The 13,627-nt window shown below is 62.0% G+C and carries 8 protein-coding genes; 2 read left to right on the forward strand and 6 right to left on the reverse strand.

The window, feature by feature from the left end; translation table 11 throughout:
- Positions 1–63: 63 nt before the first annotated feature.
- Positions 64–384, reverse strand: coding sequence for a 2Fe-2S iron-sulfur cluster-binding protein (locus FFR93_RS26250; protein ID WP_003540151.1), 321 nt, complete (start codon positions 382–384; stop codon positions 64–66).
- A gap of 202 nt (positions 385–586) precedes the next feature.
- The gene (locus FFR93_RS26255; protein ID WP_082930498.1) at positions 587–970 is read right to left on the reverse strand and encodes an Hpt domain-containing protein; all 384 of its coding nucleotides are present in this window, start codon (positions 968–970) and stop codon (positions 587–589) included.
- Between the two features lie 463 nt (positions 971–1,433).
- Between FFR93_RS26255 and FFR93_RS26260 the strand changes: the two genes are divergently transcribed.
- Entirely contained in the window at positions 1,434–8,540 is a 7,107-nt protein-coding gene (locus FFR93_RS26260; RefSeq protein WP_138395309.1) for a hypothetical protein, read from the forward strand.
- Between the two features lie 209 nt (positions 8,541–8,749).
- On the opposite strand, the gene FFR93_RS26265 is transcribed toward FFR93_RS26260, so the two are convergent.
- Together FFR93_RS26265 and FFR93_RS26270 are read right to left on the reverse strand one after the other, a co-directional pair.
- Positions 8,750–9,268, reverse strand: coding sequence for an AAA family ATPase (locus FFR93_RS26265; RefSeq protein ID WP_138395310.1), 519 nt, complete (start codon positions 9,266–9,268; stop codon positions 8,750–8,752).
- 131 nt (positions 9,269–9,399) lie between these two features.
- Positions 9,400–10,149 carry an aminoacyl--tRNA ligase-related protein gene (locus tag FFR93_RS26270; protein WP_138395311.1) on the reverse strand — a complete coding sequence of 250 codons (750 nt, stop codon included), beginning with the start codon at positions 10,147–10,149 and terminating at the stop codon, positions 9,400–9,402.
- A 373-nt stretch (positions 10,150–10,522) separates the two neighbouring features.
- Between FFR93_RS26270 and FFR93_RS26275 the strand changes: the two genes are divergently transcribed.
- Positions 10,523–11,398, forward strand: coding sequence for a D-alanyl-D-alanine carboxypeptidase family protein (locus FFR93_RS26275; RefSeq protein ID WP_138395312.1), 876 nt, complete (start codon positions 10,523–10,525; stop codon positions 11,396–11,398).
- Between the two features lie 215 nt (positions 11,399–11,613).
- Here the strand turns inward: FFR93_RS26275 and FFR93_RS26280 are convergent, their stop codons facing one another.
- The gene (locus FFR93_RS26280; protein WP_138395313.1) at positions 11,614–12,225 is read right to left on the reverse strand and encodes an ABC-type transport auxiliary lipoprotein family protein; all 612 of its coding nucleotides are present in this window, start codon (positions 12,223–12,225) and stop codon (positions 11,614–11,616) included.
- A 25-nt stretch (positions 12,226–12,250) separates the two neighbouring features.
- Positions 12,251–13,621, reverse strand: a complete 1,371-nt coding sequence (locus FFR93_RS26285; protein ID WP_064705152.1) for an MlaD family protein — start codon at positions 13,619–13,621, stop codon at positions 12,251–12,253.
- Positions 13,622–13,627: the final 6 nt, after the last annotated feature.

The raw sequence follows: 13,627 nt of genomic DNA on the forward strand, positions 1-13,627 counted from the left end.
GCATCGGGCTTTCCGAAAGTCGGTTCCGATTTCCGGCTATGCCCAGGCGAAGCGCGGAACCCGTCAGGCCTGGCGTTCGGGCACGTGCACTACGAGCCCATCATAGACGGCTTTCATCCGAATCTGACAGGAGAGCCGCGAGGTGGGGCGGACATCGAAGGCGAAGTCGAGCATATCCTCTTCCATCGCTTCCGGCTGACCGACCTTCTCGGTCCATTCCTCGTCGACATACACGTGACAGGTGGCACAGGCGCAGGCGCCGCCGCATTCGGCCTCGATGCCGGGCACCGAATTGCGCACGGCATTCTCCATAACGGTGGAGCCTTGGTCGACGTCGAGGTCGAAGCGCGTGCCGTCGAAGGCGACGATGGTAAGTTTAGGCATCAGGACTATTTCCGGTCTTCAAATGGATGGGCGGATTTTCTTCCGATAATTCGACGCGTCAGTCAACAATCGGAAATCCGCCATAACCTCGCAGATCGGACCTTCGTCCACCGTCTTCAAAGCGTCATCTGGGACGTCGCAAAAAGACCCGTGGTTCCGCAATGAAACAACGGGCCTCATTCGATCAGCGAAGACTTGGAGGTTAGCCGCGGCAGAGCTTGAGAATGAAATTCTCGGCTTCGAGGACGGCAGCACCGAGCGCCGCCATCGCGATGGCATCGCCGCCGGTCTCCTCGACGACCTCAGCCGTCTGCGACACGTGGAAAGCGCCCACTGAACTCGCCGCACCTTTCAGCCGGTGAGCGGCCGCCCCGACACGCACGGTTTCGCCGCTCGCCATATCTTGAAGGCACGCCCGTGCCTGGCGCGCAAACATCTGAAGGACTTCGATTTCCAACGATTTGTCGCCCATCGTCTGCTTTGCGAGATGGACGAGATCGATCGGCCGGACCTTCGAGGGACACGGCCCCTTTGCATTATCCGGCGCCTCGAATACGATCTTCAATGCTGCCATCTGGGCCGCCATTTGCCATTTCTCCCGTCTCATGTCGTCCGCACTTGCTACAGTTCTGCGTCAGGAGGGTGGCCATCGCGTTAAATTCCGGCACATCGGGCGCGGAAATCTCACCATATGGTTAACGTTTGTTAAATGTCCCTAAATTATTGGTTTTTAAGCGGCGCGCCGGATTCAAAGGTGTTAACAACGCGTTAACGGCCCGCAAATCTCAAGCCTTCATTAATTGTGTGCAGAGCCCAGATGTGTCACTACGATACTGGTGGAGCGGGTTTATGGTACGCGCCTTTGCCGAGTGAGTGGATAATGGTAGTGTTTTGATACCTTCCGTTTGAAAAAACGGCTATCTACTCTGAAATGACATGCTTATCCGTCCGCGGTTGGGATGGAAGGCCGTAACGGCAAAGTTGTTCCCGGACAAGGCGGAAGCCGGGATGCGCTGCCGGGCCGGCCGACAGTAACGAGGCGTAACCGAATGGCGAATAACAAGTATAATGAGTCGATCGAGGACAAGGCGTTCAAGGCGTTGGACGAGGCGCTCCAGATCGACTTCGGCAAGGACAATGTGCCGTCTCGCCGCGGCGACGCGCCCCAGGCGCCGGAGGGTAATGTGTCTGATCCATCGAATGCGCGTAACCAGCAGGCCCAGGAAGAAGCGCAGCGTCGCAGCCGCCGCGGCGCCGGGGCCGAGCAGGCTTCCAGGGCTCCGGCCTTCGCCCCCGCCAATGATGCCAGCCGCAACACGCCCGCTTCGATCCTAAAATCCTTCGACGGCGCCTCCAGCCGCTCGGCGGTGCGAACCGCCACCCTGTTTTCCGTGCTTTGGGTCATGGCGGGCCTCGGCCTGATGTCGCTGCTTTATGCGCCGCAGATCTGGCAGATCCGCTCGATCGCCGATCTCGTCGCCCTGCCCGGCGTCATTGCCGGCCTGGTCGGCATCATCATTCCGGTGATGATGTTCTATGCTTTCGCCATCATGATCTCCCGAGCCCAGGACATGCGCAACGCCGCCCGCTCCATGGCAGAGGTGGCACTGCGCCTGGCCGAGCCGGAAACCATCGCTTCCGAACGCATCATGACCGTTGGCCAAGCGGTACGCCGCGAGGTTTCCGCCATGAACGAAGGCATCGAGCGCACCATCGCGCGCGCTTCCGAGCTGGAAACGCTGGTCCATTCCGAAGTCAACGCGCTCGAACGCTCCTATGCGGACAACGAGTTGCGCGTGCGCGGCCTTGTCCATGAACTCGGCTCGGAGCGGGAGGCGATCGTCAACCATGCCGACCGCATCCGCACCTCGATCGGCAGTGTCCACGATCAGTTGAAGGAAGAGCTGTCGCTCGCGACTGAAGAGATCGCAGTGCGGCTTGCGACATCGGGCGAAGCCTTCGCCTCGCTGATCGACACGCGCGCAGCGACGATCCTGGAAAAATCGGACAGTGCCCTGCAGTCGATGGGCAGCCTGCTGGCCGCCAAGACCGACAGCCTGCTCCAGACGCTCAATGCATCCGGTTTTGCGCTCGCCACCGAATTTGACAACCGCCTCGAGGCGCTCACCGCCCACCTCAATGAACACGGCGAAAGGCTGCTCAGCCAGTTCGAGACGCGCGCCTCGACCATGGACAGCAGCACCGAGAAGCTGAACGCCGCTCTGAACGAGCGCACGCATCAGCTCAATGAGATCCTGATCGCCCGCACCCGCGAGATCAACGAGAGCCTGACGTCAGGCGAACGCACCATCGGCGGGACGCTCGATGACGTGCTGTCGAAGCTGAACAACGCGCTCGACGAGAAGGGCGCAAGCTTCCGCCAGAGCCTGCAGAGCACTGCCGACGACGCGGTCATGGATCTCGACCTACGTTCCGGCTTCTTTGAAGAGCGGCTGCAGACGACCGTTGCCCAGCTGTCGACCGCCTTCGACGAGCGGGTCGCCGAATTCACGAGCGCTTTCGACAAGCGCACCGGCTCGCTCGACACCAAGCTGATGGAGAGCCTTGCCCGCATCAACGAGACGCTGACCGGCGGTTCTGATTCGATCGAAGGCATCTTGAGCTCCAGCATCGAGCGGCTCGGCTCCTCGATGACCGACCAGTCGCTGGCGCTTGCTACTGCGCTCGCAACCGGCCATGAAGTGCTGGAGAGCACGCTCAACAGCCGCACCGAAGAAATCACCACCGCACTTACCAGCCGCACCGGCGAACTGACCTCGGCGCTGCAGAGCGCCACGTCTGACATCGCGCTGGCGCTTGCATCAGGCACCTCCGACCTGCAGAACAATCTTCAGGCCCGCTCGGCCGAATTCCGCGATACGCTGCACACAACCACCACCGATTTGACCGCCGCCGTTGCCGCTGGCACCGAGCAGGTCACGACGGCCTTCGGCGGCCGCGCCGCGGAACTGACCGGCGTGCTGACGGCGCGCGCCGCAGAAATCCGGGAAGCGCTTGGCACAGCCCACGAGCGTATCGACAGCGTCATGGCGGAGCGCGGCGGAGCGCTGGTCGATGCGCTGACCAGCCACCACGGCCGCTTCGAGGAAGCGCTGACGTCGCGTTCCGACGCCATCATCAACGCCGTTTCCGGCACCCATGACCGTCTTGCGGAAACGCTTGACGAAAAGGCGATGGCGCTCGCCATTTCCCTGAACGAGAGCCAGGCCCGCATCGAGGATACACTGGAAACCCGCTCCGAGGCGCTGCTCAACGCCGTTTCCGGCACCCATGACCGCCTCTCCGAAACGCTCGACGAAAAGGCGATGGCGCTTGCTATCTCCTTGAACGAAGGCCAGAGCCGCATCGAAGACACGTTGGAAACCCGTTCCGCTGCCTTCCTCAGCGCCGTCTCCGGCACGCATGATCGGCTGTCGGAAACGCTGGATACGAAGGCAGCGGCCCTGACCACCTCGCTCGACGAGCGCCATGCCCGCATCGAAGACGCGCTCGGAACCCGCGCCGAAGCCTTGTTGAACAGCGTGTCCGGCACGAGCGAGCGGCTTGCCGAAACCTTGGATGAAAAGGCAATGGCGCTGGCCATTTCCTTGAACGAGAGCCAGGCCCGCATCGAGCAAACGCTAGAAACCGGTTCCGCTGGCCTGCTGAATGCCGTCTCCGGCACGCACGACCTGTTTGCCGAGACGCTGGAAGGTAAGGCGGCAGCGTTTGCCAACTCGCTGAGCGAGACCCAGGCGCGTATCGAAAATACGCTCGAAACCCGCTCCGCGGCCCTTCTGAACGCCGTCTCCGGCACCCATGACCGTCTCGCTGAGACCCTGGATGAAAAGGCGATGGCGCTTGCCATCTCGCTGACGGAAAGCCAGGCCCGCATCGACGACACGCTGCAGACCCGATCGGCAGCCCTGCTGAATGCAGTCTCCGGCACCCATGATCGTCTGTCCGAAACGCTGGACGAGAAGGCGATGGCACTCGCAATCTCTCTCAACGAGAACCAGACGCGGATCGAAGACACGCTGAAAGCTCGCTCCGAAGCTTTCCTCAGGGCCGTCTCCGGTACGCATGAGCGTATCGCCGAAACCCTTGACGAGAAGGCATCGGCACTGACCGCCTCCTTGAACGAAGGCCAGAGCCGCCTGCAGGACACTCTGGAGAGCCGCTCGGAATCGTTCCTCAATGCGGTTTCTGCCACCCATGACCGCCTGTCCGAGACGCTCGATGATCGGGCGATGGCCCTTGCCATTTCGCTGAACGAGAGCCAGAGCCGCCTCGAGGAAACGCTGACGAGCGGCGCCGATGCGATCACCAATGCGGTCTCCGGCACGCATGAACGCCTGAATGGAGTGCTCGACCAGAAGGCTAGCGCGCTGGCCGCCTCGCTGAATGAAGGTCAGGTTCGCCTCGAGGAAGCCTTGGGACACCGCACCGCCGCACTCGTCGGCGCGGTAACGGCAAGCCATGACCGGCTCACCGATAAGCTCGACGAGAAGACCATGGCGCTCGCCATTTCCCTCGATGACAACCAGAGCCGCTTCGACAGCGCCCTCGAAGCCCGCAGCAATGCGATCATGGAAGCCGTTGCCAATGCCGAGGCCCGAGTCGCCGGCGCCTTTGCCGACAAGACGGACGCCATCCACAACGCCTATGCCGACAATCAGCGACGGCTTGAATCCGCGCTTGCCGAGCACAGCGCCACGCTTTCTGGCGTTCTCGATGCGGGCGGTGCCCGTTTTGAGGATCTCGTCGGCGGCTTGACCGGCCGGATCGATGGCCGCCTGAGCGATGCCCATGCGCGGCTCGGGGGCCTGGCCGAGGAAGCCGCGGCGCGCATCGAAGGTGGGCTTGCCTCTGCCCATGAGCGCATCCGCACGACGCTTGAGGATCGCGGCAATGCCATCGAGTTGTCGCTGAACCAGGCGCATGCGCAGATCAGCGATACGCTGACCGAACAGGCGACCAGCATCGGCACTTCGGTGGCGACGAGCATCAGCATGCTCGAATTGTCGCTGGAAGACCGTGAGGCTTCGATCCGTCAGGCGATCGATGCCGGCGCCCAGACACTGGAAGATCGGATGCGCACCGGCGCCGGCCAGATCGCCGGCCGCTTCCAGGAGGCAGCGAACGCTATTTCGAGCTCCGCCGAAAGCCTATCCTCCCATCTCGACCGGTCGGTCGAAAACCTTGCGGGACGTCTCGAACAAACCGGTTCTCGTATGGAAGCCGGCCTTACGGCCATCGAGACCCGCATACGTGACGGCGTCGGCGGCGTTGCCGAAAAGGTCGAAGCTGCCAGCAGCCAGCTTTCCGGGGTGCTTGCCGACGGCATTTCCCGTCTTGGCGCGCTTGGTGACGATGCCACCCAGCGCATCTCGGCGACACTCGAAGGAAGCGCCGCAAATCTTACCCAGGCCATCGACAGCCGCACCGCCAATCTGGCTGAGACGCTTGACAGCCGCACGACCTCGCTTGCAGGCGCGATCGAAGGCCGCACGGCAAGTCTCGGCGAAACCCTTGACCGCGGCAACGAACGCATTGAGGAACGCCTCTCCACCATGGATCGCGCGTTGACTGTCGGCCTCGAAGCCGTGAACCGCACCATCGAAGGCAAGGCCGCCGGCCTCGCCTCGACGCTCCGCAGCGCGGTGGCCGAAGCAGCCCAGGGAATGGAAGGCGAAGCGACGAGAACCACAGAACTGCTCGGCAAGACCGGCCAGCAGTTCGCCGAGGATCTCAATGCGAAAAGCGACGAATTCACCCGCACCATGGATGAGCGCTCGTCACAGATCGTCACGCGGGTCGCCGAAGCTCAGAACCGCCTGGCAACCCAGGCCGCTGCCGTCGCCCAGACCTTCTCGGAAGCCGGCAATGCCATTGTCAACAAGGTCGCCGAGGCCGAGACCATCGTAGGCACGCAGGTTAATGCGATTTCCAGGGCCCTGTCGGATGCCGGTCAGTCTCTCGAGGCGCGTGGCAATGCCATCCGCACGACGCTCTCTGGGGCCGGCAGCGAGATTTCCTCCACCATGGCGGATGTTGAAAAGGCGCTCGAAGCCCGCAGCAGCGCCATCCGCTCCAATCTCGAGGAGCGTGCCCGTGAGATCGATACCACCCTTTCCGACGTCGACCGGGCGCTCGAAGCGCGAGGCAACTCGATTCGCTCGACGCTTGAGGAACGCACCCGGGACCTCAACTCGATGCTGGCAGGCCGCTCTGTCGAATTGACCCGTATACTCGACGAAACGGCCCGTCCGATCATCGATCGCTACACCGATGCCGGCGAGCAGGCCGCGGCCCGCATCACCGCCGCGGCCAGCCAAAGTGCGGACCGTCTGCGCGCCGAGAACGAAGCGCTCGCAAGCGCCGTTGCCGCCCGCACCGAGAATGTCGCCAACGCCGTCAGCGCCATCGAGAACAGCCTCGTCGGCAACGTCAACGGTCTGGTTCAGCGCATGTCGGAAAGCAGCGCGGCGATGGCGATGATGATGAACCGCGCCGCCGAGCAGCTGACGAGTGTCGACGGGCGTCTCGGCGAAACCACGACCCGCTTTGCCGACTCCGCTACCAAGGCTGCCGAAATGGTCAACGCCTCGACCAGGCTTCTCGAAGGCAAGGTCGACCGCCTGTCCGACATTTCCGGGCAGACTCTGGCCCAGGTCGGCAGCATTATCGGCCGCTTCGACGAGCATTCCAAGGTTCTCACCCAAGCTTCGCACCTTTTGGGTGCGGCCCAGTCCAACTTGGTGTCGACGCTCGAAGAGCGCGAGAGCGCGCTTCAGGCCCTCTCGGTCAGCCTCGTGCAGCGCTCGAGCGAGATCGAAAAGACGATGCGTGGGCTCGGCGGCATGATCGAGACCGTGTTCGAGCGCGCCGAGCAGCGTTCAAACCAAGTCACCGGTGATCTACGTGAGGGTGTACAGTCCTCCTTTGCCGATATCGGCCGCGTTCTGACGGAAACCGAGAAGCGCGCTCAGGAAGCCGCCGAGACCATGCGCGAGGCGATCACCCGCGCCGGCAACGAGGCCAATACGACGATCGACAGCACCTTCGCCAATGTCGAACGCCGTTCCGGCGATCTCTCCAATCGTATTCGCGGCGGCCTCACCGCCTCGTTGTCGGAAGTCGAGCGCATGCTCGGCGAAGCTGGCCGCGCCTCCGACGGTGCCGCCCAGCACATGCGCGAATCGCTGCGCGAGGCGATCGAGGATGCCGTCGGCCGCTTCTCCGGCGCCACCGAGGACATCCGCCGCTCTGCTGCCGACATACGCAATGAACTCGACGCTACACGCGCCGAACTGAAGCGCGGCGCCTTCGACTTGCCGGAGGAGGCCAAGGAAAGCGCCTCGGCCATGCGCCGCGCTGTCGCCGAACAGATCAAGGCGCTGCAGGACATCTCGCAGCTTGTCGGCCGCTCCAGCCAGCAGCTCGAGCTCTCCGAGCCTGTCGCCCGCTCGCTTGCCCAGGCGCAGCCGGCGCCGCGCCCGACGCAGCCGATCGCAGCCCAACCACCGCAGCCGGCAGCGCCTGCGCCGATCGAAGCGACGGGTCTACGCGGAACAATCGCGCCGTCCGCTCCGGCAGTCGCCCCTCAGCGAGCCGCCCAGCAGCCCGCCCCCACTCGCCAGGAACTGGGCCGTCAGGAACCGGCCCGGGAAAGCGGCGGCTGGATCAGCGATCTCCTGCGGGGTGCATCCCGTGAAGAAGCTGCGGACGCGGCGCCGGCCCGTGCTCCCGCTCGCTCGGCGGAAACCGCCGCACCGGCCGCGCGCAGCAACGACAGCCGCAATCCGCGCCATGTCGTGGAATCGCTGAATTCGCTCTCCGTCGATATCGCCCGCGCCATTGATCACGATGCCTCGGTTGATCTCTGGCGCCGCTACCAGCGCGGCGAGCGCGACGTCTTCACCCGCCGCCTCTACACGCTGAAGGGCCAGCAGACCTTCGACGAGATCAAGCGCAAATACGACCGCGAACCGGAATTCCGCACCGCCGTCGACCGTTATATCGGCGATTTCGAAAAGCTGCTGGCCGACGTCGCCCGAACTGACCCGAACCAGACCGTCACACAGTCCTACCTGACCTCGGATACGGGCAAGGTCTACACCATGCTCGCCCATGCAGCCGGCAGGCTCAGATAGAGTCTGGCAGATATTGTTGACCTCAGCTGAAGCCGCCTGAACCTGTGTCAGGCGGCTTTCACTTGCGATGCGGGGTGTGAGCCGCGCGATGACGGAGATCGCCCGCGGCCGGCTACATTGGCATTTCACAAACCTCTGTATGCCGCGCCCGCTCCCAGCAGCAGGGCAGAGGGACTTTTGCACGCAGTACCCCGCAACAGAGCTGGACATTATACGGGCAGCGGGCGATCGGCCCCGATCTTGACGACCAATGCGTCAACAATCTCTTGCACATTCATCGCAGCCGTATCGACGACGATCGGCCTGCGATCCCAATCGTCATAGACCCTGTCGACGATCTGCTGCCACGTCGGTTTGACCAAGCCCTGGACATCGCTTTCCCGCGTCTCGGCCCTGCGGCGATGTTCGATTTTATCGGAACAGATAACCTCGACCTCGACGGCGCTCACCTGGGACCGTTCTGCGACCGCCAGCCAAGCGTCACGCGTTATCTTCAGCGGGTTGACGGAGTCGGCGATCACCAACCTGCCGAGGGCGAGATTGTCCTCGGCAACGCCGTATGCCACCACATAGCCCGCAGAGCCGGCGTCTCTTGCATGATCCCCAGACGTTCTGATTGCCTGTTCGATCGTGTCGACCCTTACATATACGGCTTTGAGCCGTCTCGCGAGCGCACCGGCAATAGTCGTCTTTCCACTACCCGGCAAACCGCCGAAGATAATCAGCATGGCTTCTCACACTGCTTGAACCGTGCGTCATCGGAGCCGGACCGATTGCCCGCCTTCCACTTTTCCTTTGTAGAGGAGATGAAAGGCAGGGGAAAAGGAGATACAACTTGCCGGCCCCGATTTCACATACCCTACCGAGCGGCCGCTATACCCCAGTTATAGATGCACCGATCGAGGCCGATGGCGATTTCCAGTACGAGGACATCATGGTCGACGGCCGCTCCCGTTTTGGCCTGCGACCGGTAACGCTGCGGAAAATCAGTGCGGCGCGAGATCGAGCAGACTTCCATCCACTTGTCGCCATTATCGACCTCGATATCCATCGTCACCTCGGAATAGGCCGGCAACCGATCGGAGGACACGACCCGCGTAGGCAGATGGATCAGCGAGGCGATCATGCGGCGCACCGGTTCGAGGCAAGCCGCATGATAGTCGTTGCCGCTGTCGGCGGTGAAGGCGCATTGAAATTCGAGCTGCCAAAATTCCTTCAGCCGCATGTGTTTCGTCGGCTGCTCCTGCTCGCGACGATAGGACCTGCCGGCCTGCCAGACACAGAGAGGCAGCCGCGTCTTCGAATGGTTTCCCAGAATATGCTGCATGTAGACATAGGTGGAAGGCGTGGTCTCCGGCCTCAGCACCAGCGTAGTATCGCTGGCGCCGAGTTGCTCCTGGACCCAGATGTCGGCATTCGAATAGGCGCTTGAAACCAGCGACCGCGGCATCAGCGCCGGCGCTTCGACCCTTCGCACATCCCAGGCCGGATTGACCGATCTGAGAAAGCTGCGGACCTCTTGCGAGAAGAAGCCGATCAGATGATCACGAAGATTGATTTCGCGCTCCTCCCAATGGACGAGCGAATTGACATGATAAATATTGAGCATGGTGCCTGTGTCTCCCTGGCAACCCTGATTGAGGTGGTGAAGGGCTTTACGTCCGGCGGCGCGCCGGCCGCATGCAGCGCCCGGACGTCACAGCAGGACGCGGAGACCTCGTCCACCAAGGGCGCGCGCGATCCCGACCTGCTTGCAGGTGCGGTCGTGATGGGAAAAAAGCGCTCGGTTCGTGCTCATGACGATTTTTTTACGTGCCGTGCGTGCGACTGTCAAAACCTGAAGGTCCGAGACAAAAAGTATCATCTGTGGAAGGGGCTTTTTTATTGCCCGCCGTCCTTCATTCGGTCACAAACTTTTCCGATCCGCTTGCGTTTAAATCCAACGGCTCCTCGGCCGTGCAACGAAAGAGACAGCAATACCGATGACCATGACGACATCCCGGCTCCTTGCCACCGCGCTCTCGTCCACCTTGCTGATGGGCGCTTTCATGTCGGCCGAGGCCGGTCAGGCAAGCTTCGTCATCGATGCGCAGTCCGGTCAGGTCCTTGAAGCTTCCAACCAGGACGATCTCAACTATCCCGCCTCGCTGACCAAGATGATGACGCTCTATCTCGCTTTCGAGGCGCTGCACGATGGACGCCTCACCTGGGATCAGAAGCTCACTATGTCGGAAAACGCCGAGAGCAAGGAGCCCTTCAAGCTTGCGGTCGGCGCCGGCCGGAAGGTGACGCTGCGTGAAGCGGTCGAAAGCATCGTTGTGCTGTCCGCCAACGATTCCGCGGTGGCGATCGCTGAACAGCTCGGCGGCTCCGAACAGGCTTTCGCCAGAACGATGACCGACAAGGCGCGCCAGCTGGGGATGAAGGACACGGTCTTCAAGAACCCCTCGGGCCTTCCCGATCCGGAGCAGGTGACCACGGCTCGTGATATGGCCACGCTCGGTGTTTCGCTGATGCGGGACTTCCCCGAGGAGTTCAAGCTTTTCTCGATGCGCGGCTTTCAGTTCCGAGGCATGAAACTGCGCGGCCACAACAATCTGATGTATCGCTATGACGGCGTCGACGGCATCAAGACAGGCTATACCGATGCATCGGGCTACAATGTCGTGACCTCGGCGTTGAAGGATGGCCGCCGCGTCGTCGGCGTCGTCATGGGCGAAAAGACGGCAAGCCTGCGTGACGACAAGATGGCGAGCCTCCTCGATAGCACCCTGCCGTCACCAACAACCGCCACTGCCTCCACCACGCCAGGCACTCAGCCTGCAGCGACGATGACGGATGCGCAGCCGACGAAGTAAACGGCAAGCGAAGCTGGAGGATCGTCACGCACTTCGTCACCGGAAGGCCACTTCCAGTTTGGCGTCCTGTACGATAACGGGCTCGACACAGTCGACCACTCAGCGGCAGAACATGTCTTCGAGCGACACCTCTTCGGCTGCAAGACCGGAGCACGCCTTGTACCATTGCCGGTGCGCATCGATTAGCGAGGCGATGCCGGCGACGGAACGCCATCTCAGATCGATCGCAGCGTCCAGCTGACGATCTCCGAAACCACCGTCGAAAAGGCGCGGTCGAGACCCTTGACGAAACCGGCTTTGTCGCCACCGGCCGGCGCCGTGGCGCGAAACACCTTCTGAGTGCGTACCGAACCGTTTCGGTCGTTGAGAATCTTGGCGGAGATTTCGACCACCGCCTGGTTGCCGCTGGAGGCGTCGATCTCGAATGAACGGATGTCCGTGACGATCTGGTAATCGATCGCCAACCCCTGCCCCGGCATGCCAACGCCGCCGAGCTTGCCGGAATTCTCGAAAGCCTCGACCAGTTTTGATTGAACGATGCGCGGCAGCTTGTCGCCCCATTGGGCTCGCGACAGATATTGGATTTCCGAGGACGAGACGCGGATAAGAATCTGGTCGCTGTCGAGCGCCCTCAGCGCCGTCGGGCTTGCAATCAGTATCTGGCGGGATTTGGCCGCGGGACCGTCGCCATCAACGGCGCCCGGCAGGTCATAAGTGTCGTTCTTGGCCGTAGTACCGCACCCGGAAAGGATCAGCGCCGTCAACGGCAGCGCGATCGCCGTTCCCCTGATCCACGAACGGCGCGACAGCAGATGCGATGCGACCATATTAGGCTACCCCTGACTTCCCCTGTTAACGCCGCGTCCGGCCGTCGTACTGCTTGACCGTGTCCCCGCCGAAGATCAGGCGTTGCGGATTGCGGTCGAAGTTGCTGATCGTATCGTTGAGATTGCTCACGGTTCCGCGCATGTCGTTGATGAGAGTCTGCACGTCGCGCAAGCCGCCGCTCGAGAATTTCTGTAGATTGTCGGCGATCGGACCGATGCGCGAGTTCAGATTGTCCGCAACCTTCTTAAACGATTCGAGCGTCGCGCGCGCCTCGGCAAACAGAGATTGCGTATTGTCGGTGCCGAGCAGCGCATCGACCTTGATGAGAATGCCGTCGATGCGGGTCGAGGCCGAATTCAGCTTGTTGGCAAGCTGCGACACGTCCTGGATCGTCTGGTCGATATCTTTCTGGCGCAACGAAACCGTGTTGGCGACATCGCGGATCGAGGCAACTGCCGCACGCGCATCCTTCGTGGCTTGCGAGATATCGTCGACCGAACCCTTGATTTTCGCCGGGTCGATCTGGGCGACGAGCGTGTCGACGCGGTCAAGCGTCGCCTGCGCCTGCTTGCCGAAATCATTGAAGGTGGTGGCCGTCTCGTCGAACTTCTGGATCGCGCCCTTGAGATCGCCTGAGGCATCGGCGACATTGGCGGTGATCTTCTCGGCATTGGAGACGATATTGTCGATCTTCTGAGCGTCAACTGCCTTGACCAGCGATTCCACAGCCTGGAGCGTAGAATCGACACGGCCGGAGACCGCCTTCACCGTATTGGAGAGTTCGCCGACGCTCTGCAGGAATGCATCGATATTGTCGGAATTCTTGGCAAGAGCATCCGAAAAGGTTTCGGCATTCTTGAATGTCTGGGTAAGCGGAGCGCGCGAGTCTTCGATAAACCCCTGAAGTTCGCCGACCGCGCCGTTGGCGCGATCGAGGATCTTGTCGGCGGTCGCCAGAAGATTGGTAACGCTCGACTGGTCGGCGACGATGACGGCGCGTTTGCCGCTTTCGATCGCATGTTTGAGGATACTCTCCTCGCCCTTGCGGCCGCCCGACAGCTCGATGTAGGCGGCCCCCGTCAGTCCCTGAATTTCTAGGGCAGCCTTGGTGGAGGGGTAGATCGGCGCGTCAGTGCGCACCTGGGTGAAGGCCAGCGAATATTGGGGATCGTCGGCATCAATCGACAGCGTCTGCACCGAGCCCACCTGAATACCATTGAAGCGCACCGGAGAGCCGACGCTGAGGCCGTTCGCCGAGCCCGGAATACGCACGATCAACTCCGTCATCGGGCCGCCGCGGCCATATTCGGCCATCCAGTAGACGAAGCCGAAGGCGGCCGCGATCACCAGCACCGTGAAAAAACCGACAATCGTATAATTGGCTTTGGTTTCCATCTATCC

Origin of the sequence: Rhizobium sp. MHM7A (assembly GCF_005862215.1) — a bacterium.
In the GTDB taxonomy this organism is placed as follows: domain Bacteria; phylum Pseudomonadota; class Alphaproteobacteria; order Rhizobiales; family Rhizobiaceae; genus Rhizobium; species Rhizobium bangladeshense.

Bases quoted from the DNA above. Each gene is read 5' to 3' on its own strand.
- FFR93_RS26260 (WP_138395309.1), top strand. From the start codon at position 1,434: ATGGCGAATAACAAGTATAATGAGTCGATCGAGGACAAGGCGTTCAAG.
- FFR93_RS26265 (WP_138395310.1), bottom strand. From the start codon at position 9,268: ATGCTGATTATCTTCGGCGGTTTGCCGGGTAGTGGAAAGACGACTATT.
- FFR93_RS26270 (WP_138395311.1), bottom strand. From the start codon at position 10,149: ATGCTCAATATTTATCATGTCAATTCGCTCGTCCATTGGGAGGAGCGC.
- FFR93_RS26250 (WP_003540151.1), bottom strand. From the start codon at position 384: ATGCCTAAACTTACCATCGTCGCCTTCGACGGCACGCGCTTCGACCTC.
- FFR93_RS26255 (WP_082930498.1), bottom strand. From the start codon at position 970: ATGGCGGCCCAGATGGCAGCATTGAAGATCGTATTCGAGGCGCCGGAT.
- FFR93_RS26280 (WP_138395313.1), bottom strand. From the start codon at position 12,225: ATGGTCGCATCGCATCTGCTGTCGCGCCGTTCGTGGATCAGGGGAACG.
- FFR93_RS26275 (WP_138395312.1), top strand. From the start codon at position 10,523: ATGACCATGACGACATCCCGGCTCCTTGCCACCGCGCTCTCGTCCACC.
- FFR93_RS26285 (WP_064705152.1), bottom strand. From the start codon at position 13,621: ATGGAAACCAAAGCCAATTATACGATTGTCGGTTTTTTCACGGTGCTG.